Source organism: Sediminibacillus sp. JSM 1682029 (assembly GCF_041366435.1).
In the GTDB taxonomy this organism is placed as follows: domain Bacteria; phylum Bacillota; class Bacilli; order Bacillales; family Amphibacillaceae; genus Sediminibacillus; species Sediminibacillus terrae.
Window position 1 is genome coordinate 1 of record NZ_JBEWYY010000015.1, and the last position, 26,257, is coordinate 26,257.

The following is a 26,257-nucleotide window of genomic DNA, read 5'->3' on the forward strand; positions in this document are numbered from 1 at the left end:
CAGTGTGGCCGATCACCCTCTCAGGTCGGCTACGCATCGTTGCCTTGGTAGGCCGTTACCCCACCAACTAGCTAATGCGCCGCGGGCCCATCTGTAAGTGACAACCAAAAGGCCGCCTTTCAACCTTTCTCCATGCGGAGAAAGGTATTACCCGGTATTAGCCCCGGTTTCCCGGAGTTATCCCGATCTTACAGGCAGGTTGCCCACGTGTTACTCACCCGTCCGCCGCTCGTTCCACAGGTTTCACCCCGAAGGGATCCGCCTGCTTCCCGCGCTCGACTTGCATGTATTAGGCACGCCGCCAGCGTTCGTCCTGAGCCAAGATCAAACTCTCCATAAAAAGATGAGCTTGCTTGCTCGTTCAAAAAACTAGCTTGTATATCTTGCTTGACATACTGGTTGTTTTGTTCAGTTTTCAAAGATCAAATTGTCGCTTGCCGCCTCAACGACAGCTTAAATATTATATCAGTTTACTAGAATGAAGTCAACAACTTTTTCAAAATAACTTACGTTTTCTTCAAAACAGCAACTTAATTAATATACCATATTGATTCACAAAAAGTCAATACGTTTTTCGTTAGTTGCTTGTTGTCTGATGCAACTTTCATAATATATCATGATAGTCCCCTCAAATGCAACACTCTTTTTGATGGCATTAAATTCCTGAATAGATTCATTTCAGTATGACTACCTCAAATCACTCTCAACATTTTTAAGCACCGATAATATAGATAAACTAAATAATAAGGAATGACATAGGATACAAATGTCCAACCAATCGTCCAGCCATTCCCGTACTCCACTCTGTCCATTACGACCATTAATAATTCAAGGAAAGTAGTCAACAATGCTATTCCAAATACAAGCCACAAGGAGTATCTACTTATATTGCTTGCAAAGAAAGTCATATAGCTTGCCAAAACAGGATATATCCCTAAATTGTATGGCAGCATTGCCAACGTCCCATCGAAAGGCGGCTTAGATACCAAACTCCAAAACCCAAGTGAAACTCCGATTTCATTCACGGTAAATGCAAGCATGCTGGAAAAAGGCGCAATCAAAAAAAGAATCGTTTTGTTATGTCGAAATAAATGAACGATCGCGATAATCCAAGGAAGAAGGAAACCATACATTACATGGAAGCTCAACTGCCACCACTTCCTTTCTCCTCTTTATTTTCGACAATTTTCTACTTTATTATACAAGGAGGCTTCCTAATCCGAAATCTACTTCCTTCAGTATAGTGAAGTACCATGTCTAAATTTAAAAAACGAACGAGTATATTCCTAGCTGCTTTTCGAATTATCATTCAGGTTTAAACCGCCGACTTTGGTCCTACCCTCTTTCGTCTCTTTATGTAAAACAATCTATTATAGGCTGTTTCTGTTCTATCCTGTTTTTCACCTCTGACATGATCTGGCCGATCTTTTGATTACGTTCTTGCGGGGCGATTTTTTTATGCAATACCGAATACAAAGTAACATCACGAAGCATGAGCATCCACTTCAACTGTTCTCGCCATTGATCCGGTAGTTCGTTCTCCTTCTGATATCCTTCTATAAAAATAGCGAGGAAAGCTTTAGCAAACGTATTCCTTTTCCGACTGGTCTTTTCCAAAGGGCTAAATTGAAGCGAGTAATAAACAGGTATGGCGATGTCTGATACATACCAAAGATAACAGCTGTCATCGAAATCGAATATATGGATTTTTTCCCCGTCATAATGGAAGTTTCCCGAATGAATATCATTATGAATCAACCCATAATTGTCTTTCGTTTTCGGAAACCTGTATAACATTTCGACCAATTGTCGAGCATGGCTTATAGTAATTGACTCAGAAGCCGGGATGTGCGCTTCCACTTCTAGTAAATCGTCTTGATGCCATTGCTTCCGGTATCCTTCTTGTTCCTTTAGGTGATAGGATTTACTTAACTTGTGCATCGCACCGATGGTCTTTCCCCAGGAATGTATCATTTTTTCATTCAGTGGCAAGTCGGGGGATTCAATACGACGGCCCGGCGCCTTTCTGAACAGGCAGCCATAAAATTCAGTGCCATTTGCAGCTGTCTTTACTTCCATCAGCCGTCCATTCAAAGATGAATATGGCCGGCACACATGGATACCATGCTCTGCAAGATATTCAATCCAGTCCAACTCTGCTTCAACTTCCGAAATGGCTCGATGGGAACAATGAGTGATTCGTAAAATAAACGGTTCGCTTCCACGAATTACTTCATATACATAGTTTTCAAAATCACCAAGTTTTCTTGTTTTCTTCTCCAAACCAAAAACTTTCAAGAAATACTCCATTACTTGACTGTTAAACTGACGACTGACCAGCGCTTCCATCCCCATCCACCTCAGGTTCGTAAAGAAATTTATCCAAGTTGACAGTTCCCCCGCTATCCACTTCCACCCCTTCTAACTCCAAAGAAAGTTTCTGTGTTTGAAATAGTTCCTCTCCCTTCACACTTATTTCCCCTCTGGCATTGACGACCCGATGCCAAGGCAAACGATGTTTCCTGCTCATCGAATGCAAAACCCGCGCCACCTGCCTGGCACCGCGGACATTCCCGGCATATCTGGCAATTTGACCATAGCTCATCACTTTGCCTTCCGGTATCCCCTGGATCAGCTTGATTGTTTTTTCTGTGAATTGGTGCACCGTTACTTCCTCCATCACTAAAACCTTTGGTTACATTATACAGTCTTTCTTCTCTACTATCACGATGAAGAATCAAAACCTTTTACATTTTTCAGCGCGTCTTGAGATTGATTTGGACTTTTCTTTAAGATGGACATACTTCCGTCGGTTTCCAGTATGACTGCTTCCACCATATTCATAGAAGCCATCCCCTGGTTACGGACCGCCTGCAAAACTTCAATACGTTGGATCCTCTCTTTCGTCATTTCACGCTCGAAAAAGGATCCTTGGTAAAACAACAATTTAGGCTCTGCTTTGATTAAGCGATTGATAAAGGAACTTCTTATGGAAGACCAGGCAAAAGTGAATTGCAAAAACACAAGAGTGGCAAGCGCCGTTACGCCCTGAAAAATAGAAACCTTCTGATTTAATAGAATGGTAGCAAGCGTAGAACCAATCGCCACCGTTACCACCAAATCGAACGCATTCAATTTCGTCAGCGTGCGTTTGCCGGTTATTCGCAACAGTACAATCAGAGCGACATAGGCCAGTATTCCGATTAAAACAACTCTGCCGATAGATGGCCAGGTAAACGAAAACATGATTGCTTCTCTCCTTCTCCATTGTTTTTTGGTGTATTTTCCTGTTTAGTCTCCACCTCAAACAATCATGCTGCACATCATTCTATATAGGTAGAGATAAGCCGCGTCAATTGTATTTCCATTTCTCCCATAGGAATGAAACGTGCTTTACGCAGCATCTCCTTCCCCTCGGCAAGTACAATTACGACTGGAACAGTGAATACAGAGTAAGCACCGGCGACTTCTGTTACCTCATCAGCATTGATATATATTCCATAGATTTTACTTTTCTTTGCCAACAGTTGTTCTATTTGCGGCCTTACAGCCTGACAGACGGAGCAATCTGGTCTGGATATCAGTAACAGAACGAAGCGGTGTTTACATATTTGACTTTCTATTTCTTCCAAAGTATCTGCTTTCTGCATCGAACATTCTCCTTTCAACAAAATGATACCCTATAAGAACGTTATAGGAACATGAATGCATATTGAGGCAAAAATGGGGGATTAAAAACGCGGGAGACAGGGTATTAATCATCATTAAGCAGTTTCATAAATCTGAAGATTGGAATGATAAAGAAAAATGGAAGTTTTAGAGAACCTCGTTGCCGTTGTTTCTGATTTTTTATGGACGTATTTACTTTCTATCTTATTAATTTTCACCGGTTTATTTTTGACTATCCGTCTCAAATTTTTCCAGTTTCGTTTTTTCGGGCATATTTTAAACCAAACGATTGGTCAGATATTTAAAAAGAACAAGCACAAAGGATCGATCACCCCCTTCCAGGCTTTCACCTCTGCCTTAGCCTCAACCGCAGGAGCCACCAACATAGTGGGAGTACCTGTCGCGATCGCTCTCGGTGGACCGGGCGCACTCTTTTGGATGTGGATCGTTGCATTGATTGGCATGGCCACAAAATATGCCGAAATTGCTTTAGGTTTAAAATACCGCGAGAAAAACAAAGAAGGAGAATGGGTAGGCGGACCGCAATACTACATAAAAAAAGCCCTCGGCTGGGATAAAGTCGCCTTCTTATTTGCATTATTCCTCATGCTGGAAGTCATACCAAGCTCCATGGTCCAATCCAATTCTATCGCCACACAAGTTGAAGGAGCATTCGGCTGGCCGACGTGGCTTTCCGGCATCATTATAACTATTTTTATAGCCCTGATTGTATTTGGGGGTATCAAGCGGATTGGCAATGTAACAGACAAGCTCGTCCCCTTCATGGTCATTTCTTACTTACTGGCAGCTCTTTCCGTTATTTTGGCTCACGCGGATCAGCTTCCCCATGTTTTCGGGTTGATTTTCACCCACGCATTCACCCCCGTATCAGCAGCCGGAGGGTTTGCAGGTGCCGGGATTGCTCAGGCTCTGCGCTGGGGAATTGCCCGGGGATTATATTCCAATGAAGCCGGAGTCGGGACAGCACCGATCGCCCATGCGGCAGCACAAACAGACCATCCTTCCAAACAAGCAATATGGGGAATAGTCAGTGTATTCGTCGATACGATTGTCATTTGTTCTGTTTCCGGGATTGCGGTGTTAGTGACTGGAGCCTGGCAGGATGTCGGAGCCGATGATGCATCAAACATGATCACTATTGCCTTCGCCGACTTATTCGGCAATAGCTTTGCCGGATCCTTTATCGCGATATTTCTTTTGTTCTTTGTCCTCACTACGTTGGGCGTCCTGCTTTTCTACGGAGAAAAACAGGTGGAGTACCTATTTGGATTAAAAGTAGCCAAGGTTATGCGGATTGTCTATATCGTTTCTGTATTTGTAGGCGCAATCGGTGGTCTGCAGTTTGTCTGGCAATTTCTTGACTTAGTACTCGCCTTCGTTGTTTTGGCCAATATCTTCCCACTGCTATTCTTGAATAAGGAGGTAAAAGCGATTACAGAAGATTATATTGAAAGAATATACAAAGAAAAGCACGGAGAACCGACCGTCCGGTTGTTTTCGGATAAATAACCCGGCCAGGAAATGCATTTTATTCAGCCGCCAACGTCATCCGTGGTATTATATCGGAAAACCCTCGATTGAAAGGAAGGAACGGGAATGTCCTTTACAGATAAAACCGTCATTGTCACCGGAGCCGGAAACGGAATCGGTGCTGCCGTTGCGGCAGCTTACGGTGAAAACGGAGCCAGAATAGTAGTAGCTGAAAAAGATGTGGAAGCTGGAAAAGCTGCCGTCACGCAAATCGAAAAGAAAGGCGGCATCAGCATGTTTGTTGAAACAGATGTCCGCCAACCGGAAGATATTGAGCGTCTTGTAAAGCAAACTGTCGATACTTTTGGGAATATTGATATTTTAATCAACAATGCAGGGGTTTCCCGATTTACAAACGTATATGATGTAACTGTGGAAGAATGGGATGATGTGATCAACACCAATTTGAGAGGGAGTTTCCTCTGCGCCCGACAAGCTGCCAAACAAATGCGGCGCAACCCTGAGGGAGGATCGATTGTCAATATCGCTTCGACCAGGGCCTTTATGTCAGAAGCTGACTCGGAAGCTTATGCTGCATCTAAAGGCGGCATATCTGCATTGACCCATGCTTTGTCCATCTCGCTAAGCGAAGCTCGCATAAGAGTGAACGCAATCAGTCCCGGATGGATAGAAACAGGAAGTTACGAGGATTTACGCCCCATCGACCATGAACAGCACCCTGCGAAACGAGTGGGAAAACCGGAAGATGTCGCTCGTGCCTGCCTTTTTTTGACTGACCCAAAAAACGATTTTGTGACCGGGGAAAATTTTATCCTTGATGGTGGCATGACTAGAAAGATGCTCTATGAACATTGAAACACTGCAATGAAAAACCCCTCCCTTTACCAGTTGCGTAAGGAAGAGGTTTAAATCGTCAATACGATGCCCATTGGCCAAACTCCTTTATCATAATATTTGTGGGTTTATCGAGGACGCCGGGCATCGATGATTTGCTGAAGTTCGTATTCATTCATCATAAGAAATCCCTCCTGTTCTGTTGATATCTTCAGTATAGACCGCTTGAAAAGAATACATAACAGCTAACAGATTGAATTTCACTCGGACCGAGGACGGAGTAGTGTCTCCGTCTGGAAACACTCAAATAGATAGGAGACAAGACGATGGAGATTGTCATTCTTTCTGATACCCACATGCCCCGGATGGCCAAAAAGCTGCCACGGCAAGTGAAGCTGGGTTTGGAAAAGGCAGATTTGATTATTCATGCCGGAGACTGGCAAAGTGTAGAATTGCTCGAAGAATTGCAACAACATGCTCCAGTGGTAGGAGTGACGGGAAATGCCGACGGAGCCGAACTGCAAGAAAGACTTAATCGTAAGGAAGTAATCGAACGAAATGGAGTTACAATCGGCATCACGCATGGGGACGGTAAAGGAGGAACCACGGAAAAGCGAGCGTTGACCGCTTTTCAAACAAAACCTGTCGATATCATCATTTTTGGCCATTCCCATATTCCTGTCTTGAAAGACGTGAATGGAACGACGTTATTCAATCCTGGTTCGCCGACCGATAAACGGAGGCAGCCTCAGTTTTCCTACGGTGTGTTGCAACTCGCTGATAATGGTTTCGATCTCAAGCATATTTTTTATGAGGATAAAAGTTAATTTTCCCCTGAAGAAGTCAGGAAAAAATATGACCACCAAAGCAAAAAGCGAACGGATTCTAAATCCGTTCGTTTTATTTTTCTGTTCTCTTTTTCGAATCGCTACGGTAAGATACTACGCGTCCAACGGCACCGCATTTCTTTAGAAAGCAAAAGGCTTTTTCCCCATAGGAGCATGTTCCCTATCTTATCTCCGGTACGTTTCCGCGATTGAATACCGAAAAACATCGTTCGGTTTTTATTTTGTCACGATGATTTTATTCCAGTCTCTTCTTATGTATAAATGCAAGAAATTAGCAGATTGTATAAAGTAGACGCGCAACAAATTAGACCCTACAATTAGACGGTCACTCTCCTAATAATCGACTCATATCGCAGGTATGCATTCTTGATATCCTTACTATCCTAAAAGATTTCTTCGTTCTTTTACGGTAAGCGTGGGATTAAGTACAGATGAAATCATAACGAATGACTGACACTCATCTCCTTTATCACCTATCAATCACTGACATAATACCTGCAGCATAAAATGCAAACAATATTCTAGCATCGATTCATTTGGTCAGGGGTGGGAACATGAAACTGCAATTAATCGAAGTCTACTTACCAAAAAAGAGTATGGAAAATTTCCATCGGCAGTTACAAGAGCTTCCAATCGTAACCCATTGGCATTCCAACGAATCCGAAAAATACTCTCTTGTCCGTGTTCTAGTAAAGGCGAGTGACTCGGAGGAAATATTGAATTTTTTAGAACTCAATGCCGAACATAATGATGAAATCAAAGCTTTATTGTTCAATCTTCCAGCCTATATCCCCAGGATTGCTGAAGAGGACGACACAGCAGAAGAGAAAGAGGAAGAAGCTTCCAGTCATGCTGAATTGATCCGGGCCAGCAGACAGGAATTATATAACGTTGTTCACTCATCAAGCGAGATAACCAAGAGTTTCACCTGGTTTCTATTGCTGTCTTCTGTCGTCGCGACAGTGGGGATCATTAAAGACAGCCCGGCAATCGTGATTGGTGCCATGGTGATCGCTCCATTGATCGGGCCATTTACCTCCTCCGCTTTTGCCTCTGTCCTGGGCGACTATCAGCTCATGCGCCAGTCGGTGATCACTTCACTATACGGGCTGATGATTCCTTTGCTGATTGCGGCAAGCTTTGGATTCTTCTTCCCATTGCCGGCAAACAGTCAGGAGTTTTTATCCCGTACTGACATTCAAATAATCGATATTGCGGTTGCCTTGGCTGCTGGTGCAGCTGGCGCATTATCTTTTATCAAACGGGCTTCCGAAGCATTGGTCGGTGTCATGGTTTCCGTTGCGTTGCTTCCCCCGGCAATTGTATTAGGAATGATGATTGGTGCAGCCGCCTGGAACAATGCCCTTACGCCTCTCCTGTTATTACTTGTCAACGTTAATTCCATTACGCTTTCCGCTATTCTCGTGTTTTGGTTCAGTGGGATAAAACCCGTCAATTGGCAGGAGATCAAGACGGCCTCAACATCGAGAAAATATTCGCTTTATTTCGTTTCCGCGATTATTCTTATTCTTGCCACCGCCATCTTCTTCATTCAGTTTTAACAGACGCTTCGTCCCCTTGCTAATCGCAGTAGTAGCGAAAAAACTGATACATAGTTTGAATGCGTCTTCCTTACTTCCACTTTTGTTGAGTTGGAGTTCGACGCTGCGAAAATACCTTGCGCTTTCCGCGGGCGGCTGGTGAGCTTCCTCGAGCTGACGCTCTGCGGGATCTCACCGAGGCCTTTCCTCCCGCGGGACAAGGAAGGCTGCGGCAGCGATGCATCGCACGAAGAAAATTGTTTTGTATTTTCGAGGAGTCTCCGGGTACTTTCTTCGCCAGGAACAGCTTTCTGTTTAAAACCGTGTACAAGACTATTTTATTCATGGTACCTACATACCTGTTTTATCAAAAGACACAGCTAGGAAAACAAGCAGAAAGTCCAAGAACAGGTGAAAAGACGGAACTCCAACTGTCTTTTATGAAAAGAAATACCTATTTCCTGACAAACGTTTTTAAGATGGCTTGTTGAGTCTCAAGGAAAAAGTCTACGCTTCTGTTATAGCCTGCTCCTTAGCGCAGGGAGCATAAGCAGACCCCAGTGGGAACAGTGCGAGCTGAAGATTTTCTTTGCCAAGTTAGCTGAAGCCGTGTCCGCGGAAAACGGCGAAGTATGCTGTCGAAGCGTTGGGTAACACACTTTTTAAATAGGCAATGGCTCTTCCCATTTCGGCGTATTTCCTATTTTTTATGCCAAAACAAATTCCCTGATAACATACAAAAACAGCTGTTCCTCCGAAGGAAACAGCTGTTTTTTCATCTCGGTTAACTGTTGGTATTTGGCCTGGTAAGTGTTGTCGGGGAAGATGCTGGTCCTGTAGGTCCATTGCCATTGTCGCCATTGCCAGGGAACAATACAGGGCACTGCGGCGGAATAGCCGGAGTAGGGCATTGCTCCACCAAGACATCCCGAGGCTGGCAGAAATCTGCTACTAATTCGATAGTGACATCGGCCAATGACTGTACACTTTGACAAATTCCAAGTACGATGTCAACGCTTGTTAATGCTCCTGCTGTACAATTGACATTGACACTGCAATCCAGATCAGATAGTCTTACAGCGATTCGGGTACCTTCCGGTGCGCATAGGTAAAGAGATTCCGGGATATCAATGGAAATCGGATCACTGATTTCGACGAATGGCGTTGTACCGGTCAAACCGCTGAATTCTATAATCACGGAAAGCGGTTTTGTGAAAGTGACCCGTTGCAAAGTCACTAGCGCTCCATCGATAACAAAAGTCCGATCCTCTCTTTCTCCAAGCTCATCGACAGGGATTTCTGCATTTAAATCCAATTCCTCTCCGGTCACTGGATCCACTAAATAACAAGTTGTTGTCAAATTGCTGACAGTAGGTCCGCACGGATCGATAGGCAGCGTACCAAGAGCTGCAGCAAGTACGTTTTGGCTGACATTCGCTTGTAAGATTACCCAATCGTAAACTTTTTCAGTGTTTATACATAGAAGCTCTTGTGCTCCCTGCAAAGATTGGCTCTCCAAGTTTATCGACTCCTTTATAATAATTTTTATTCAGTAACAAATTATGTTATAAACCCTGCCTTGCTACATGCCAATAGTCTATTTCTAGTTAATTTGTTTAAAAAAGGGCGTCTATCTAATTTGTTATGAAAGCTTGGAAGGCTGATAAGGATAACTGTCACAACCCAGAAAACAGCCTCATACTATATTCTATATATTATGGGTGAAGAGGTGACTAATTGGTGAAAAGTTATAGCAAGGAGGAGATCAATCACCTACTAATCCAACAACGTAAATATAAAAAAATGATCAGGAGTTATCAGGAAAATGATTGTAGTCAGGATTATCAGCAATTACAGGAAAAATACCGGGAACTTCTTGAGAAATCTGAGTGGCAAAATCATACTCATTCAGAAACCATCAAACAATATGAAAAAAAGAATCGACTATTAAGCAAAGCCCTGGAGCAAAAAGAGAGAGAACTTGCGGAGTGGAGACAGAAATCAAATCAAACGGAAGACGCTCCAGCCGACGAAAATGAAAGCCTGCACTTTGTCCTGTCAGACGGTCATAAACGTTCCCAGGCAGAAACGATGCATGACAGTGTAGCCATTCTCTTTCAACTGCTATATTACTTGGATCAAAAAATATCTGAAGCCAGCGGCAGGCCGCTGAATAAGAAAAGAAAGGAGTACGATCAGGCGATGGATGACCAAAACCCAAAACACGAACCCGCAGCTTCTTCCACATTTCTCAACCATCTGAAGGAGCCGGTCCAGAAGGATTCAACCCCTGCACAGACACAGCCACAAGAACATGGTAAGCCGATACCGCCAGCATCGACCTCTCCCAATCAACAAAATCCTTTTCAGACGGATTTGTTGGAAAAACTTCAGGCAGAAATTGCCGAAATGAAGAAATTGATGAAGGAGCAAAAACAATCGACGACGGAATCGGAGTCCCCCTCCCCATCCCCTAAGCCAAGACGAAAGGAGCCGGTATTACCGCAAAATCCTGTCGCAAACCCGTATAATCCTTCAACAAAGCAGCCACAGTTCAATTATCGGGACTTACAAGGCGCTTCTGTCGTCCCCGTTATAGATAGGAAGGGAAAGAAAAATCATGCCCCACCTGTTCAAAGCAAAAAACGTTCTAGTTTAGGCACTGACACAACAGCAAATAACATGAGCCCGCAAATCCGGCCGACGAAACCGAGCACACAAGCAATACCAACGGCAGCAAAATCAGAACAACCAATCTCTTTAAAAAGCGAAGCAGATAAGCGCGCGTTTTTGCAGAAAATAAAGGAACAAGAAGCAGCAAAAGCTGCAGAGAAATCCAGAGAGGAAACAGCACAAAAAGAGGCATCAACCAAACCACCAGAAGCCCAACATCAAAAAGAGCAGAGCGCCCCTGAAAAATCAGACCAACAAAGAGGCATTCACAAAGCAGCAAATATTACAGCTGAGTCGGTTGTTAACCCTGAATCTATGGGCGCGGAAAGGAAGCGATCGCAACTACCAAAAGCAGAGTCACATAAATCGGAAAAACCAGAATCGCACACGGTAAAAACAACCTCACCCACGCCCCAATCAATAAATCAGGGGAAAGTCAAAAATCAAAAGTCGGCAGAAATAAAACCATCTGTTCAAACAGAAGCAGCCAAGAAAGATCACTCACAATCTACAGAAGAGAAAAAGTCGTTCTTCAAGAAATTTTGGGATAAAGTGAATTTCTGACAAACCGGTTATTCTATGGTCCGGGACAAAAGCATGGCCACCAAAAACAAAAAATGAACGAATTCTATATCAATCGAATTCGTTCATTTTTTATATTTCTGTTTTCTTTTTCCCTGTTGTTTGGTGCTTGCTTTGTAGATACTACTCATTCCCACGGGTACGGCTTCAGCTTTTGTCCCAGTCTCTTCTTTTAAAGAGTTTTACGATTAATGAATGAAGGCAACTGATGATTTCTCCAAATGTTTTTCAAATCAAATACCAGCGCTCGATCCTTTTTCACAAATCCGGAAATCTCCTTAGCAGTCATGGTTAAAAATTCCTGATGTGGCACCAGAACGAGAAGAATGTCGGCTGGCTGCAGGTTTTTTCTTTCAGTCAACGAAATCCCTAATTCGTTCTCAACTTCCTCAGGATTTGCAACTGGATCATAAATATTTACCGACAAACCATCATCCAGCAGCATTTGGACGATTTCCAAAGCTTTTGAGTTTCTGGTATCCGGGACATTTTCTTTAAAAGTTATGCCCATCACCGTGATTGTAAGTTTTTCCAAATCATACTTGAAACGGATAATATCATCAAGAACCGTACGATGGACAAAACCTGCCATTGAATCGTTGATTTTTCGAGCTGCTTCTAAAAATACTGGAGTGTAACCCACTACTTTTGCTTTATGAATCAAATAATAAGGATCTACGCCAATACAGTGTCCGCCGACAAGTCCCGGTGTAAAGGGAAGGAAATTCCACTTTGTTCCAGCAGCCTCAAGGACATCGAAAGTGTCGATGCCGACTCTTTCACAAATCATTGCCAACTCGTTCATCAAGGCAATGTTGATATCCCTCTGTGTGTTTTCTAACACTTTCGCAGTTTCTCCAACTTTGATTGATTCCGCCTTGTAAATGGGGGCTTCGATGACACTCTGATACAAAGCCGCCACTTTTTCCAACACTGCTTCATTTTGAGCCGCTACAATTTTCTCAATTTGTTGAAACGTATGCTGTCTATCTCCTGGGTTGATCCTTTCCGGCGAATAAGCTACAAAGAAGTCCTTACCAGATTTCAATCCCGATGTTTTCTCTAAAACCGGAATGCATATTTCTTCTGTGGCTCCAGGATAGACTGTTGATTCATAGACGATTGTTGCCCCACCGGCCAAATTCCTTCCCACTGTTTCAGATGCTGCTATTAAATAACGCAAATCCGGTTCGTTATGCTCATTTATCGGTGTAGGTACTGCAACGATTATATAGTCGCACAATGATAAGTCTGTTTGATCACTTGTAAAATATATGTCAGAAGCTGCCAATTCCTCCTTACTTATTTCTCTTGTTATATCGTTGTGCTTTTTGAGTAAATCTATTTTTTGCTTATCCACATCAAAGCCGATCACCTTGTATTGCTTCGAAAAACCAATTGCAACCGGAAGGCCTACATAACCAAGTCCGACAACCCCAATTGTCTGCGCCTTCCCCTCACCTTTCTCTATTCGGTTGTTTCCTATCCGTTCAGCTTTCATTTGAATGTTCCTTTCGTTTGTCAGTCAATCTATTACCTTATATGAGAACAAAAGGGGTACTGTGCAAATCTATCCGCAAAAAAGGCACTATTACTAGTGTTTACGGCCAAGTAGATAATAGATTGAGCACTGATATAAGATGAATGCCGTTACCGGTGGAACAACCTGTAAATACGTTAATGTATAACGGATATTATTTTAAATTTGAAAGCAAAGGAGACAAACGATGATTCCATTAATCAATCTGAAAAGACAATTCACCACGATTGAAAAAGACATACTCGCAGCCGTGAGCGATGTGTTACGAAGTGGTAATTATATTCTCGGTCCAAAAGTTTCGGAATTGGAAAGGCAGGTGGCCAGTCGAATTGGTACTGACGAAGCAGTGGCGGTTGGCAATGGAACGGATGCGCTGTTGCTGACACTTGAGGCGTTGGGAATCGGTGAAGGAGACGAAGTGATCACCAGTCCGTTCACTTTCTTTGCGACAGCTGAAGCAATAACACGAGTCGGCGCAACCCCGGTTTTTGTTGATATCACCTCTGATTCTTTTACAATCGATCCGAAGAAGATACCTGATAAAATCACTCCGAGTACGAAAGCGATCATCCCTGTTCACTTGTTCGGGCAGGCGGCCGATATGGATGAAATCAATGCCATTGCAAAACAACACGACCTGACAGTAATCGAGGATGCATGTCAAGCCTTCGGCGCGTTATATAAAGGAATGCCTGTCGGCAGCCTGGCCGACGCTGGTTGTTTCTCTTTCTTCCCCACCAAAAATCTCGGCACACTGGGGGATGGTGGAATGGTCACTACTTCTGACGAACGCATTGCAGCAAAGATAAGGAAACTGCGCGCCCACGGAAGTAACCGGAAATATTATCATGACACGATAGGCTATAACAGCAGGCTCGATGAAATGCATGCCGCTATCTTGCTCATTTGTTTACAGCATATTGAAGATTGGAACAACAGACGGGCAAAACTGGCAAACAACTATACGGAGGCGTTCTCGACTCTGCATACGATAAAACCCCCTCGACCAAAATCAGACCGGACACATATCTATCACTTATATTGTCTGGAAGCAGATCATCGAGATGAAGCATCCGTCTTCCTGCAAGAGCGAAAAATCAGTACAGGGATTTATTATCCCTGCTGCTTGCATCTTCAAGTGGCTTATCAGAAGTTAGGATACAATCAAGGAGATTTTCCAGAGGCCGAGCAGTTATCAAACCGATTATTGGCAATTCCAATCCACCCGTTTCTTGAGGACGAAGAACAACAGTCAATAATCGCCGCTATAAGAGAAATGGATGAGAGGCAATGAACTATTCCATTGGATTGATCGGCTGCGGATATATTGCCCAGAAACACATTGAAACGATCAGTAACTTGAGCAATGCAAAATTAGCGGCAGTCAGTGATCTTCAAAAAGAGCGGATGGATGCTGTTGTTTCTGAATACCGGGACAAAAAGAAAACAACCCAAGCGATTAAGCAATATACGGATTATCACGATCTCCTGAGCGACCCTACAGTAGACATTGTCGTGATTGCAGTGGTCAGCGGATTGCACGCGGAAATAGCAAAACAAGCTCTACAGCTTCAAAAACATATTATTCTCGAAAAACCAATCTCCCTGTCCTTACAAGATGCAGATGAAATCAACAAGCTGGCACAAGTCAACAATCGAAAAGTACTTGTCTGTCATCAGATGCGTTATCGACCGTTCATGTCCCGCTTAAAGGAACTGATCCAAGAAGGGTACTTCGGAAAACTCTATATGGGAGTAGCATCGATTCGCATCAACCGCAGCAAGGATTACTTTCAAGCTGCCGACTGGCGCGGCAGCTGGTCTATGGACGGCGGAATGCTTGTCAATCAAGGTATCCACCTTGTTGATTTACTGGTATGGCTGCTCGGTGAACCTATAACTATTTATGGAGAAATTGCCAACCATTCACATGACGTAAAAGATATAGAAGATGTTGCAACCGGGATCATCAGCTTTTCCAATAATGTAAAAGGAGTAATAGATGCAAATACCGTCACCAAACCAGTGAATATCGGGTACCAATTGTCGATCTTCGCCGAGAAAGGGACCGTCAGCATCGGCGGTCCTGGATTGGATAAAATCGATAGGTGTTATATACAAGGCCATGAGCGATTATCAGAAGAACTGAAAGAGCTGGCAGAAAGAAAAGAGGAACACTGCCGGATGTACGAGAATTTCATCGAATCATTGGAGGAAAATGCCTGTTTGCTGGTAACTGGAGAAGAAGGGAAAAAGGCACTGGAGTTGATTTTCGGCCTTTACCGTTCCCATCAGCAAGGAAAAGTCATCCCTTTGCCCCTTTCCTCCTTTTCAACTAAAACAATGCTTGATTAATTTTAAAAATGGGAAGTGAGTGAATGATTCATCAAAGTGCATGGATCGGAAAAAACGTTTCGTTTGGTGAAAATGCTGTCATCGGCCCCGAAGTCATCATCGGAGACAATACAACTGTTGGCAGCAATGTCGTTATTCATAAAGGAACGATTATCGGCAGCAATGTCTATATAGGCGATTTGACCTGCTTGGGTAAACAGCCGATGGCCAACAATAAGATGGCCAGAAAACCCTCAGAAGAATTAAATCCATTAGTAATCAGCGATGATGTGTCCATCGGTGGAAATTGCGTCATCTACCAAGGCGCCGTCCTCCACCAGGGGGTTCTGGTTGGAGACCTGGCCAGCATCAGGGAAAATACCGAAGTAGCAAAAGACAGCATTATTGGAAGAAATGCGACGGTGGAAAACAATACATGCATCGGCAAGCGGGTGACAGTTCAAACAAACGCCTATATAACGGCAGATATGGTAATTGAAGACGATGTATTTATCGGTCCCTGCTGCTCTTCCTCAAATGATAAATATATGGGCGAGGGAAATTATCGGCATCGAGGGCCTGTATTGAAAAAAGGAGCAAAAATTGGCAATAACGCAACTCTCCTCCCGGGAATCACAATCGAAGAAAATGCCATTGTCGGAGCTGGAGCAGTGGTTACCAAAAATGTAAAACAAGGGAAAACAGTAGTTGGAAATCCAGCAAAACAGTTAGATTGATCGAGGGGGACAACTGCAAACAATGAGGCCAGGATAAAAGCTGGCCCATCGAAGCAAGAAACCGAACGAATCCTAAACACTAATCGGATCGTTCGGTTTTTATTTGTATATTCCTTTGATAGACTTCTTTTTATCCTGCCGTTTAATTCTTGCTTCGAATCGCTACGGCAAGATACTGCACGTTCCAAGAGCACGGCTTCAAACTTCCTCAGAAAGCACCAACCGCTTTCTGAGTCCACTGAAAAACGGAAGGTCTTTGAAAAAGTAGAATTTTAAAAAAGCGGTAAAACAAAGAAAATCACGCTTTTTCGTTTTACCTCTGTTGATTCCACGTTGAGCGTTCGATGGTGACGCCTGCGGGAACAGCGCGAGCCGAAGATCCACTTGGTCAAGTGATTTTCTTGACCAAGTTAGCTGAGGCCGTGCCCGCGGCAAGCATCCATCGAAGAGCGATTCGGGAGTTCAGGAATTTCCATTGGCAGATGATTCTTCCTGATAAATATCAAAAATCAACTGACTGTTTTTCATCATATCATGGTGTCTTTCCGTGTAAATACGGCTCTTCCGACCGATTTCGTCCAATTGTTCAGGGTGTTGCAATAGACTGCGTAAGATGGTCTCTATCGAATCCGGGTTAGCCGGAATAATTGGTAAATCGGCTGGATATTTTTCTTTCATAAAATCGCTGATCCAGCAGATAACCGGCTTACCCATCGCCATTGATTCGACAGCCAGCAAACCATAACTGCCGATGTGCAGTTGGTCAATCACCAAATCCGCTTTCTGATATTCCATCCTTGCCTGTTCATGCGACATTTTTTGCACCAACGTAAATTCAAAAGAATATTCGGTTTTCAACTTCTCGATGGCACTTACAACATAAGGAGTACCTTTGATTTCCGGAGAAGTAGGAGCGTGGACAATTTTCAACGGTCTGTCAGGAAGCGGCGGTGCAACTTCAAGCGGTTTGTATTTTTCCAAGTCAATCATCAACGGCACAACGGATACCTTTGGATAATAATCTTTTACGTACTGATACATCTCTTCATCAGCAACGATGCAGTGTGGTATTTTTCCTGAAAAAAATGCCAGATTCCGCTTGAGCATGCTTTCATCCGCGATTTTCACTTTTGCATAAGGGTTGCTTTTTTTCGCTGTGGACAACAAACGGACTTCACTGCCCCAGTGATGCATGATGACGCCTTTATTTTGATGTTTTATCACATCCAAGTCGGAATGATCAAGTGTAAGTGTTTTACCGAAATGAAAGTGAAAAAAATCATAAAAGGGCACAATATCGGCCGTCAACCGCTTCAAGGTGTTATTAAAACCTGGATTGCGCAATTTCCCTGCAATCGGCCAGGTATAATCAGAGACATAACCCAAATAAGCGGGATAATAGTTCAAAGTATGATTGATGAGATCCATTCGGGAGGTGCCCTTTGAAATTGTATGCATTTGATTCGCTATTTCCATTGATCCTTGCAATATTTTCAATTTATTCCCGTTCTCAATTTTCGTCCAGGTAGTTTCCTGGTCTATTGTGTTTTTACTATTGGCGGAAAATCTTGTAGGTATTCCACCCCTTCCCAATTCATTATTGATTAAATCCATTAGTTGCAGAAGTTGTTTATCCCCGGAGAATTTATCCAATCCCCGCCAACACCACAACCAACCTTGTGGAAGGAGACAATCCTTGATTGCCAGAAATGCATGTAAAGCATAATATTCCGCAGCGAACTGACGGTCATCCTCAAACCTTTTAATTTTTGCTTTGGCCTCTACTTCATTATGGACCCCTAACAATCTTTTAATTTTCTCAACGAAAGGAACCATCATCTATTACTCCCTTTTTATTCCGTTTTGTAATAGTGTATGAACGGTTGATTCCAAAGTTACTAAGCAAGCACAGGAGCATAGAAATGAAAATGTGCGATATATCAGCAACATTAGCCTGAACAAGCTAACGGAAGCGACATAGTATATGGTGAGTTTGCTAGTATTACTAGTTTCTCAAATCTGAAGGATAAGGAGGAAAAAGACACTTGTCACTAAATGACCTTATTGTAAATAGCAGTTTTGAGACAGGTGACCTTACCGGATGGAACGCTGTAAACACCACCGTGGTATACGGCCAGGCCCATTCGGGATTTCACTCAGCCCGGCTTGCTAGCGGAGCTGCTGAAGCATCTCTTTCCCAAACAGTTGCTGCCACCGCCGGGGAAAGATATGAATTGCTTGTCTCTCTTGCCAAAACAACAACCAATCCAAGCCCTGTTATCAACATTCAAGTATTGTTCTTAAATGCAGCAAATACAGTAGTTGGAACGGGATTGGAAACAGAAATTTTCTTTGGCAATATCCCATTTGTCAACAATGGTACTTGGCATAATTTCTATCAAAATACCGAACCAGCCCCTGCAGGCACTACTCAAGCACAAGTGATTATCAGCAAGCCTGTCAGCGCTCTTACTGCTCCCGCTGTATTAGTAGATGACGTAGAGCTACTCTCTGCCGAAGGCGGTGACGGAGTTGGACCGACTGGACCAATAGGGCCTACCGGACCGACGGGGCCTACTGGACCGACGGGTGCTACCGGACCTACCGGTGCCACCGGACCTACGGGTGCCACCGGACCTACCGGTGCCACTGGACCGACGGGCGCTACCGGACCTACCGGTGCTACCGGGCCTACGGGCGCTACCGGACCTACCGGTGCCACCGGACCTACGGGCGCTACCGGGCCTACGGGTGCCACCGGACCTACGGGTGCTACCGGGCCTACGGGTGCTACTGGACCGACGGGTGCTACCGGACCTACGGGTGCCACCGGACCTACGGGCGCTACTGGACCGACGGGTGCTACCGGACCTACCGGTGCTACCGGACCGACGGGTGCCACTGGACCGACGGGTGCTACCGGACCTACGGGTGCTACCGGGCCTACGGGTGCCACCGGACCTACGGGCGCTACCGGGCCTACGGGTGCCACCGGACCGACGGGTGCTACCGGGCCTACGGGTGCCACTGGACCGACGGGCGCTACCGGACCTACGGGCGCCACCGGACCGACGGGTGCTACCGGGCCTACGGGCGCTACTGGACCGACGGGTGCTACCGGGCCTACGGGCGCTACTGGACCGACGGGTGCCACCGGACCGACGGGCGCTACCGGGCCTACGGGTGCCACCGGACCTACGGGCGCTACCGGACCTACTGGTGCCACCGGACCGACGGGTGCTACCGGGCCTACGGGCGCCACTGGACCTACGGGTGCCACCGGACCGACGGGTGCTACCGGGCCTACGGGCGCTACTGGACCGACGGGTGCCACCGGACCGACGGGTGCTACCGGGCCTACGGGCGCCACTGGACCTACGGGGCCTACTGGACCTACGGGGCCTACTGGACCTACGGGGCCTTAAGCAATAAAAATTTGAAAAAGGTGTTGATCATTCAACACCTTTTTCTTTTTCTGAAGTTCCATTAGTTATTTGCCTTTTTGTTCAAGTTAGGTTTTTATACAAACCACTTCCTGCCTTTTCAAATAAGTTAACAACAGGAGGAATATGTGCAGCATCATAATCCGAAAGGGGAATAAGTATGATTTCTATTAGTTTATGTATGATAGTGAAGAATGAAGAAGCGGTGCTCGCCAGATGTCTGGATTCCATCAAGGATATCGTAGATGAAATCAATATAGTAGATACTGGTTCCAACGACAACACGGTAAATATAGCCCGGCAATATACAGATCGAGTTTTTTACTTTGAGTGGATCGGGGATTTTGCAGCAGCCCGAAATGAATCATTCAAGCATGCTACCAAAGATTATATTTTATATTTAGACGCGGATGATGTCATTTTGGAAGAAGACCGGAAAAAATTAAAAAAACTGAAGGAAACGTTGAACCCTGAAGTTGATTCGGTATCGATGTATTACAATGCCGGCATGGATGAATACGGAAATGTAACCCTTCAATACAGAAGAAACCGTCTCGTAAAAAGGAGTCGGAACTTTAAGTGGAAAGGCGACTGCCATCAATATCTGGAGGTTTATGGTAATATCATCAATTCTGATGTAGCGGTCACACACAAGAAAATCCGACATTCAGTAGGTCGTAATCTGTCGATCTATCAGAAAAAGTTGGATAGAGGAGATACCTTTTCTCCCCGCGACTATTTTTATTATGGAAATGAGTTAAGAGAAAATGGTCACTATGAAAAAGCGATTGAAAGTTACGAAAAAAATATAGCCATGGAAGATGGCTGGATAGAGGACAAAGTGTACGCCTGTATAAACAAGGCGGATTGCCACCGTCATTTGGGAGATACCGTTAAAGAATTGGAATCTTTATTCCGCTCTTTCCAGTTTTCTAAACTCCCCCGTCCCGAAACATGCAGTCGCATAGGCTTTAACTTTCAACGCCAACAAGATTACAAAACAGCAGTCTACTGGTATGACTTAGCGACAAAATTGGAAACCGATCCCAATAAGTGGAGTTTTACCTACCCCGCATACGCTACTTGGTATCCACATTTGCAAATGTGTGTCTGCTATTACAATCTGCAGGATTTTGAAAAGTCTTATGAGCATAACGAAAAAGCAAGAGAGTACCGTCCGAATGATAAGAAAATTATATTTAACAAAGAGTTATTAGAAAAGAAGCTAGGTATCAATCAGCATGAAACTGCTGAATTGAACTAAAGGGGAGGTAATGTTGAAAATGTCTTTGGGTAACGTATTGATTACCGGAGGCGCCGGTTTTGTGGGCTCACAGCTAGCTGCTGACCTTCTTCCCGAAACGGATCATCTCTATATAATTGATGACCTTTCAACCGGCCGCAAGGAATCTCTTCCACAGTCAAACAAGGTTTCTTTTTATAAAGCTTCCATTACCGACCAGGAAGTTCTGGAAGAAGTTCTTCCGCAAGTCGATTATATATTTCATTTAGCCTGCCGCAACTTACTGCTTTCTGTCGATGATATCGAAGCCGACTTTCAGACAAATCTATTCGGGGGATATTGTTTATTGAAAAAAACGATGGAATTAAATCCAAAAATCAAACGGTTTGTGTATACTTCGACCGCCTCGGTTTACAACAATGCCGATATTCTTCCTACCCCGGAAAGCTATTATGATATTTCCATGCCGTATGCAGCAAGCAAATTTTCCATGGAGCATTATTGTCATGTTTTTCACCACTTATCCAGGCTTCCGTTTACTATTTTAAGATTATCCAATCTATATGGACCTGGCCAACTTGCAGTCAATCCCTATTGCGGAGTGGTGGCCAAGTTTTTTGAAGCAGCAGCTGCAGGAGAACCGCTGATCATATATGGGAGTGGTGAACAGACCCGTGACTTCACCTATATTTCAGATGGCATCGATGCTATTCGCAAAGCTGCTTCTCATCCGGAAGCAGCAGGAAACGTATTTAATGTTGGGACTGGCAGAGAAACTACTATCCATCGGTTAGCAGTATCCATAAAAGACATCACCGGAAGTGACAGCCCGTTTGAGTATCAGCCTGAACGGACAATCGACACCGTTACAAATCGTTGTCTTGATACCAAAAAAATCAAAACAGAATTAGGATGGAATCCTGAGCACTCCTTGGAAAAGGGATTGAAAAATACCTACGAATGGTTGAAAAATCAGTGACAACCGATTGAAAAAGCAATACCTTGTGCGAAAAATCCGGAAAAGCTCTGACGTACTCTTCTCCATTTTATTACCTGTCTGGTAGAAACAACAAGATTAAAAAGCCTGTAACGAAGAATCGACAATCTACGCTACAGGCTTTACCGTTACGAATTTTTTTTGTATTCATACGGCCATTCTGTTGCGAGCATGCCATACACAACGTGATCAACAAAGTGATCATAAAGCCACTCAGCCTGTCTGATACACCCTTCCTTGGTAAATCCCAATTTCTCCGGTATCGCCCTGCTCTTCACATTCTCGGCTGCAGCCCGGATTTCAATCCGGTTCAAATCAAGCCTGTCAAATCCATAACTGGTCAATGCTTTCACGGACCTGCTCATTATTCCTTTTCCTTGATGGTTTTCTCCCAGCCAATAACCGATTGAAGCACTTTTATTGTTCCAACTGATTTCATGGAATCCAATCACTCCTGCGATTTTCCCCTGGTATAGTATCGCGGTGGTGAGGCTCTTGTTATCTGCAAAATGCTGCAAGCCAGACTGAATGAATGCTTGTGTATCCTCTTCCGTGGTCGTCCCGTCGACCCACCGCAAAAACTCGCGCAAGTAATCACGGGAACTGTCTGTCAGCGCAAAAAGCTCTTCGGCATCGCTTAACTCCATCAATTTTAATTGTATCTCGTCGTCTACTTGATAGGTAAACACAAAAATCCCCTCTATCTTTTTGTATTTCTATCAGTTTACCATACTTCCCCACGGCTTCAATCTCTTCTAACCTGATCCATCCGCATTCCGCATGCTTTGCTGCTTGTTTACCAGCGCATTTAACATAACTTACGCAGAAACTGTTATGTGAAGTGCCATTGCCTATTAAAAGAAGCGTGTTAACCAACGCTTCGGTAGCATACTTCGCTTTCCGCGGGCACGGCTTCAGCTAACTTGGTCAAGAAAACCGCTTTACCAAGTGGATCTTCAGCTCGCGCTGTTCCCGCTGGAGTTACGTATGCTACCTGCGCTAAGAAGTATGCTGATTATCGCAAGGATAGAAACTCCTTGAGACCCAACAAGACATCTTCAAAACGCTTGTAATAAAATGTTTAATTCTCTTTATAAAAAACAATTTGGGTTCCGTCTTTCTCCTTCTTTTGGAGTTTTTCTTTGTTTACCTAGCTATGTCTTTTGATAAGGAGTCTCCGTATGCTGCCTTTTATTGAGTGGGAGTTCACCGCTCCGAAAATACCCTGCGCTTTCCGCGGGCGGCTGGTGAGCTTCCTCGAGCTGACGCTCTGCGGAATCTCACCGAGGCCTTTCCTCCCGCAGGAGTCTCCGGGTATTTCCTTCACTAAGAACAGCTTCCTGTTTATAAACAGTGTACGAGACATTGTTTCTTGATTCGCCTGGTACAACGAGAAATATCTATGGGGACAGCACGCGTCCGAAGACCCTGTAAAGAAGCAAAAGACCTCCCTGACGATCTAGGAGGTCCTTAGAAGTACTATTCTTTCACCTTGAGCAGACGAAGGCCGTTCAAGGTCACAATCAAGGTTGCGCCCATGTCTGCGAAAATCGCCATCCAGAGTGTAAGCCACCCCGGTATAACCAATAGCAGGGCGACAAGCTTGATCAATAAAGCAAAAGAGACATTCTGTTTAATGATTTGCAACGTTCTCCTGCTTAATTCCATGGTGAACGGGAGTTTTTCCAAATCATCAGCCATCAAAGCAATATCAGCTGTCTCAAGCGCTGTGTCTGTACCCGCGCCTCCCATGGCAATTCCTACCGATGACGCGGCCAGCGCCGGTGCATCATTGATGCCATCCCCGACCATGGCAACATCCTGTTCCTTCTGCATTTGCTTAATATATTCCAGTTTTTCCTCCGGCATCCGTTCTGCCTGCACTTCGTCGATTCCAAGCTGCTCGGCAATCGATCGTGCCGTTTCTGAATTATCCCCTGTCAGCATGACGGTTTTAATCTGAGAAGTGTGTAGTTTTTCAATAGACGCCTTGCTTGATTCCCTGATACTATCGGCAACAGCGATCAATCCAAGCAGCTCCTTGTCGGTACCCAGCACAAGTACTGTTTTCCCTTTCTGTTGCAAGGCCAGGATTTGATTGGAAAGCTTCCGGGATATATCCACCATCCCCGCCAATAGATTCGGACTTCCTAAATAGTATTCTATCCCTTTTATGCGGCCTTTTACCCCTTGCCCTGTCATCGAAGAAAAATCCTCTACTGGCAAGTGTCGATATTCTAATAACTCTTTGTCTGCATGACGAGTGACAGCCGCTGCCAGCGGATGTCCAGATTTTTTCTCCAATGCAGCTGCAATAAGGAGTAATTCTTTGTCCGTCTGATCTGAAAAAGGGAAAGTATCGGTCACTTCCGGCACCCCTTTTGTCAACGTACCCGTTTTATCAAAAGCAATTGCCGACAAGGCACCGGCCTTCTCTAAATAAACGCCGCCCTTGATAAGCACCCCATGCTTTGCAGCGTGTCCGATTGCCGTGACAATGGAAACAGGAGTGGATACAATCAATGCGCAAGGACAACCGACTACGAGAACTGCAAGACCTCTGTACAGCCAATCGTGCCAACTTCCGAAAAAAAGAGGCGGAACAACCGCAAGTATCAAGGCAAACAAAATGATAGCCGGAGTGTACCAGGCAGCAAATTTATCAATAAATGCCTGGGACGGAGCCCGTTCCGCTTGAGCTTCTTCCACTAAATGAATGATCTTGGCCAGCGTCGTGTCTTTCGCCAGTTTAGTGACTTCGACCTCCAAATATCCATCTTCATTCAAGGTTCCCGCATAAACAGTACTGCCTGTTTCTTTGAAAGCAGGAACGGACTCCCCGGTGATTGCCGCCTGATTGACGGCGGAGGTCCCTTTTACGACTACCCCATCCATCGCGAGCTTCTGGCCAGGCTTCACCAGCATTAGATCGCTCACTTGAATGTCATCAACGGAAACAGAAATTTCCTTTCCGTTCCTTCGGATCAGCGCCTGCTTCGGTGCTATGTCCAGCAATGACCGGATAGATTCTCTCGCTTTATCCATCGAGTAGGATTCCAAAGCTTCACTAACCGCAAATAGGATGACGACAACCGCCGCCTCTCCCCATTCACCGATTGCAGCTGCTCCAATTACCGCTACAGTCATTAACGTCCTCATGTCAAATTGAAATGCAGCCAGATTCTTCAACCCTTGGATTAACAGCTTATACCCACCTGTCAAGATTGATATACCATATAATAAAACCGGAATGAAGCCTTGGCCCATTTGCACTTTTCCAGAAATCCAAGCCGCTATAAGAAACAGCAATGCCAACAGAACGGGCAGGTTCGCTTCTTGTTTCCAGAATGGGCGCCGGTCCTTTGTAAATTGTTCATGTTCTTCCATCACTTTTAAATTTTCAAATGCTCCCGCCTTTTCTAATTGTTCAATGGAAGCATCTCCATATACTGTAAGTTTTGCAGCGCCAAAATTAACAGTTGCATCTGAAACACCATCCAGGTGTTTAACGTTCGTTTCGAACTTTCCGGCACAGCCAGCTCAGGTAAAACCCTGTACACGGTAAACCTTTTTTTCATCTTCATTCATCCGCTTATCTTCCATTTGCCACCACCCCTTCATTAGAGGTAAATGATTGCACTAGTAATTGAACCATTGATTCACTTTCTAACGAATAAAACACAAGCTTTCCCTGCTTACGGTAGTTGGCCAGCCCCATTTTCCGCAAGTTCCTGAGATGATGGGAAGCGGTTGCGACGGAAGTCCCAATGATATTAGCCACATCGCAAACACAAAGCTCTTGCTCTTGGGATAAAGCAAAAACAATTTTAGCCCGTTTTTCATCCGCCATTGCTTTGAACACTTTTACTATCCCGGTAATGTCTTCACTGTCCATTTTATTTTTCACTCGATTGACCGTTTCTTCGTTATAGCAATATATATCACAGCGATCGTTCGCCATTGCCACCCTCCTTATTCAAACTGATATTTGAATATCTTTATTTTATATGATATCCACTCTACATTCAAACGTTCATTATAATGTTTTAGAAACGGCATTCCTACTGAAAAGTGACCAGGACAAAAGCACGGCCACCAGAGCAAAAAGACAGCTCGTACTGTTCCCGTAGGAGTTTCCGTATCTTGCCTCCGCTCCATTTTAGCGGTCTGATTTCCAGGTGATAAGAGCAGGATGTTTAGACGTATTTTTCTATCGGCTAATAGATATCTAAACAGTGAAGAAGACGAAAAATCAACATATGGGCGCATTATTCTTCGGGAATTGAAGGATGCGAACCAACAGC

Annotated in this window: 22 protein-coding genes and 1 rRNA gene; 11 read left to right on the plus strand and 12 right to left on the minus strand. The window is 44.4% G+C overall.

Going from position 1 to position 26,257, the window contains the following annotated elements; genetic code table 11:
* The 6 genes from ABVF09_RS18145 to ABVF09_RS18170 form a co-directional block, all read right to left on the minus strand.
* A 16S ribosomal RNA gene (locus tag ABVF09_RS18145) occupies positions 1 to 340 on the minus strand; the annotation flags it as partial.
* Between the two features lie 352 nt (positions 341 to 692).
* A complete protein-coding gene (locus tag ABVF09_RS18150; protein ID WP_026571899.1) occupies positions 693 to 1,148 on the minus strand; it encodes a CBO0543 family protein in 456 nt (151 codons plus the stop codon).
* A 205-nt stretch (positions 1,149 to 1,353) separates the two neighbouring features.
* On the minus strand, positions 1,354 to 2,349 hold the full coding sequence (locus ABVF09_RS18155) for a phosphotransferase enzyme family protein (RefSeq protein ID WP_371069794.1): 996 nt from the start codon (positions 2,347 to 2,349) through the stop codon (positions 1,354 to 1,356).
* Positions 2,321 to 2,665 carry an MGMT family protein gene (locus tag ABVF09_RS18160; protein WP_268744601.1) on the minus strand — a complete coding sequence of 115 codons (345 nt, stop codon included), beginning with the start codon at positions 2,663 to 2,665 and terminating at the stop codon, positions 2,321 to 2,323. Before ABVF09_RS18160 ends, ABVF09_RS18155 begins: the two co-directional genes overlap by 29 nt.
* 59 nt (positions 2,666 to 2,724) lie before the next feature.
* Positions 2,725 to 3,246 (minus strand): DUF421 domain-containing protein, encoded by a 522-nt coding sequence (locus tag ABVF09_RS18165; protein WP_371069795.1) that lies wholly within the window; start codon positions 3,244 to 3,246, stop codon positions 2,725 to 2,727.
* Positions 3,247 to 3,323: 77 nt separating this feature from the next.
* Positions 3,324 to 3,650, minus strand: coding sequence for a thioredoxin family protein (locus ABVF09_RS18170; RefSeq protein ID WP_371069796.1), 327 nt, complete (start codon positions 3,648 to 3,650; stop codon positions 3,324 to 3,326).
* Positions 3,651 to 3,807: 157 nt separating this feature from the next.
* Here ABVF09_RS18170 and ABVF09_RS18175 point away from each other — a divergent pair, with 157 nt between their 5' ends.
* The 4 genes from ABVF09_RS18175 to ABVF09_RS18190 all read left to right on the plus strand — a co-directional run bounded on the left by ABVF09_RS18175 (position 3,808) and on the right by ABVF09_RS18190 (position 8,425).
* The gene (locus ABVF09_RS18175) at positions 3,808 to 5,199 is read left to right on the plus strand and encodes an alanine/glycine:cation symporter family protein (RefSeq protein WP_026571895.1); all 1,392 of its coding nucleotides are present in this window, start codon (positions 3,808 to 3,810) and stop codon (positions 5,197 to 5,199) included.
* Between the two features lie 87 nt (positions 5,200 to 5,286).
* Positions 5,287 to 6,036, plus strand: a complete 750-nt coding sequence (locus tag ABVF09_RS18180) for a glucose 1-dehydrogenase (protein WP_026571894.1) — start codon at positions 5,287 to 5,289, stop codon at positions 6,034 to 6,036.
* Positions 6,037 to 6,341: 305 nt separating this feature from the next.
* Positions 6,342 to 6,842, plus strand: coding sequence for a metallophosphoesterase family protein (locus ABVF09_RS18185; protein ID WP_026571893.1), 501 nt, complete (start codon positions 6,342 to 6,344; stop codon positions 6,840 to 6,842).
* Positions 6,843 to 7,417: 575 nt separating this feature from the next.
* The gene (locus ABVF09_RS18190) at positions 7,418 to 8,425 is read left to right on the plus strand and encodes a TIGR00341 family protein (protein ID WP_026571892.1); all 1,008 of its coding nucleotides are present in this window, start codon (positions 7,418 to 7,420) and stop codon (positions 8,423 to 8,425) included.
* Positions 8,426 to 9,188: 763 nt separating this feature from the next.
* Here ABVF09_RS18190 and ABVF09_RS18195 read toward each other — a convergent pair.
* Complete coding sequence (locus ABVF09_RS18195) at positions 9,189 to 9,923, minus strand: BMQ_0737 family morphogenetic spore coat protein (RefSeq protein ID WP_051382237.1); 735 nt, start codon at positions 9,921 to 9,923, stop codon at positions 9,189 to 9,191.
* Between the two features lie 218 nt (positions 9,924 to 10,141).
* On the opposite strand from ABVF09_RS18195, the gene ABVF09_RS18200 reads away from it, so the two are divergent.
* Entirely contained in the window at positions 10,142 to 11,641 is a 1,500-nt protein-coding gene (locus ABVF09_RS18200; RefSeq protein ID WP_371069797.1) for a hypothetical protein, read from the plus strand.
* Between the two features lie 190 nt (positions 11,642 to 11,831).
* On the opposite strand, the gene ABVF09_RS18205 is transcribed toward ABVF09_RS18200, so the two are convergent.
* The gene (locus tag ABVF09_RS18205) at positions 11,832 to 13,160 is read right to left on the minus strand and encodes a nucleotide sugar dehydrogenase (protein ID WP_371069798.1); all 1,329 of its coding nucleotides are present in this window, start codon (positions 13,158 to 13,160) and stop codon (positions 11,832 to 11,834) included.
* Between the two features lie 226 nt (positions 13,161 to 13,386).
* Between ABVF09_RS18205 and ABVF09_RS18210 the strand changes: the two genes are divergently transcribed.
* The 3 genes from ABVF09_RS18210 to ABVF09_RS18220 are packed head-to-tail and all read left to right on the plus strand — an operon-like array spanning position 13,387 to position 16,270.
* Positions 13,387 to 14,493, plus strand: a complete 1,107-nt coding sequence (locus ABVF09_RS18210; RefSeq protein WP_026571890.1) for a DegT/DnrJ/EryC1/StrS family aminotransferase — start codon at positions 13,387 to 13,389, stop codon at positions 14,491 to 14,493.
* Positions 14,490 to 15,554: a Gfo/Idh/MocA family protein gene (locus ABVF09_RS18215; protein WP_371069799.1), complete on the plus strand. Its 1,065-nt coding sequence runs from the start codon at positions 14,490 to 14,492 to the stop codon at positions 15,552 to 15,554. The genes ABVF09_RS18210 and ABVF09_RS18215 overlap by 4 nt, the downstream gene beginning before the upstream one ends.
* Before the next feature lie 23 nt (positions 15,555 to 15,577).
* Positions 15,578 to 16,270, plus strand: coding sequence for an N-acetyltransferase (locus tag ABVF09_RS18220; protein WP_026571888.1), 693 nt, complete (start codon positions 15,578 to 15,580; stop codon positions 16,268 to 16,270).
* Between the two features lie 462 nt (positions 16,271 to 16,732).
* Here ABVF09_RS18220 and ABVF09_RS18225 read toward each other — a convergent pair whose 3' ends face one another.
* Positions 16,733 to 18,106, minus strand: a complete 1,374-nt coding sequence (locus tag ABVF09_RS18225; RefSeq protein WP_237648574.1) for a glycosyltransferase family protein — start codon at positions 18,104 to 18,106, stop codon at positions 16,733 to 16,735.
* 209 nt (positions 18,107 to 18,315) lie between these two features.
* Between ABVF09_RS18225 and ABVF09_RS18230 the strand changes: the two genes are divergently transcribed.
* From ABVF09_RS18230 to ABVF09_RS18240, 3 genes are all read left to right on the plus strand, one after another.
* A complete protein-coding gene (locus tag ABVF09_RS18230; protein ID WP_483314320.1) occupies positions 18,316 to 19,695 on the plus strand; it encodes an NTTRR-F1 domain in 1,380 nt (459 codons plus the stop codon).
* A gap of 178 nt (positions 19,696 to 19,873) precedes the next feature.
* Positions 19,874 to 20,977 (plus strand): glycosyltransferase, encoded by a 1,104-nt coding sequence (locus ABVF09_RS18235; protein WP_153461626.1) that lies wholly within the window; start codon positions 19,874 to 19,876, stop codon positions 20,975 to 20,977.
* Positions 20,978 to 20,996: 19 nt separating this feature from the next.
* A complete protein-coding gene (locus ABVF09_RS18240) occupies positions 20,997 to 21,935 on the plus strand; it encodes an NAD-dependent epimerase/dehydratase family protein (RefSeq protein ID WP_153461624.1) in 939 nt (312 codons plus the stop codon).
* A 146-nt stretch (positions 21,936 to 22,081) separates the two neighbouring features.
* Here ABVF09_RS18240 and ABVF09_RS18245 read toward each other — a convergent pair whose 3' ends face one another.
* From ABVF09_RS18245 to ABVF09_RS18255, 3 genes are all read right to left on the minus strand, one after another.
* Positions 22,082 to 22,642 carry a GNAT family N-acetyltransferase gene (locus tag ABVF09_RS18245; RefSeq protein ID WP_026772418.1) on the minus strand — a complete coding sequence of 187 codons (561 nt, stop codon included), beginning with the start codon at positions 22,640 to 22,642 and terminating at the stop codon, positions 22,082 to 22,084.
* A 790-nt stretch (positions 22,643 to 23,432) separates the two neighbouring features.
* Positions 23,433 to 25,556: a heavy metal translocating P-type ATPase gene (locus tag ABVF09_RS18250; protein WP_371069800.1), complete on the minus strand. Its 2,124-nt coding sequence runs from the start codon at positions 25,554 to 25,556 to the stop codon at positions 23,433 to 23,435.
* Entirely contained in the window at positions 25,546 to 25,914 is a 369-nt protein-coding gene (locus tag ABVF09_RS18255) for an ArsR/SmtB family transcription factor (protein WP_371069801.1), read from the minus strand. The genes ABVF09_RS18250 and ABVF09_RS18255 overlap by 11 nt, the downstream gene beginning before the upstream one ends.
* Positions 25,915 to 26,257 lie beyond the last annotated feature (343 nt).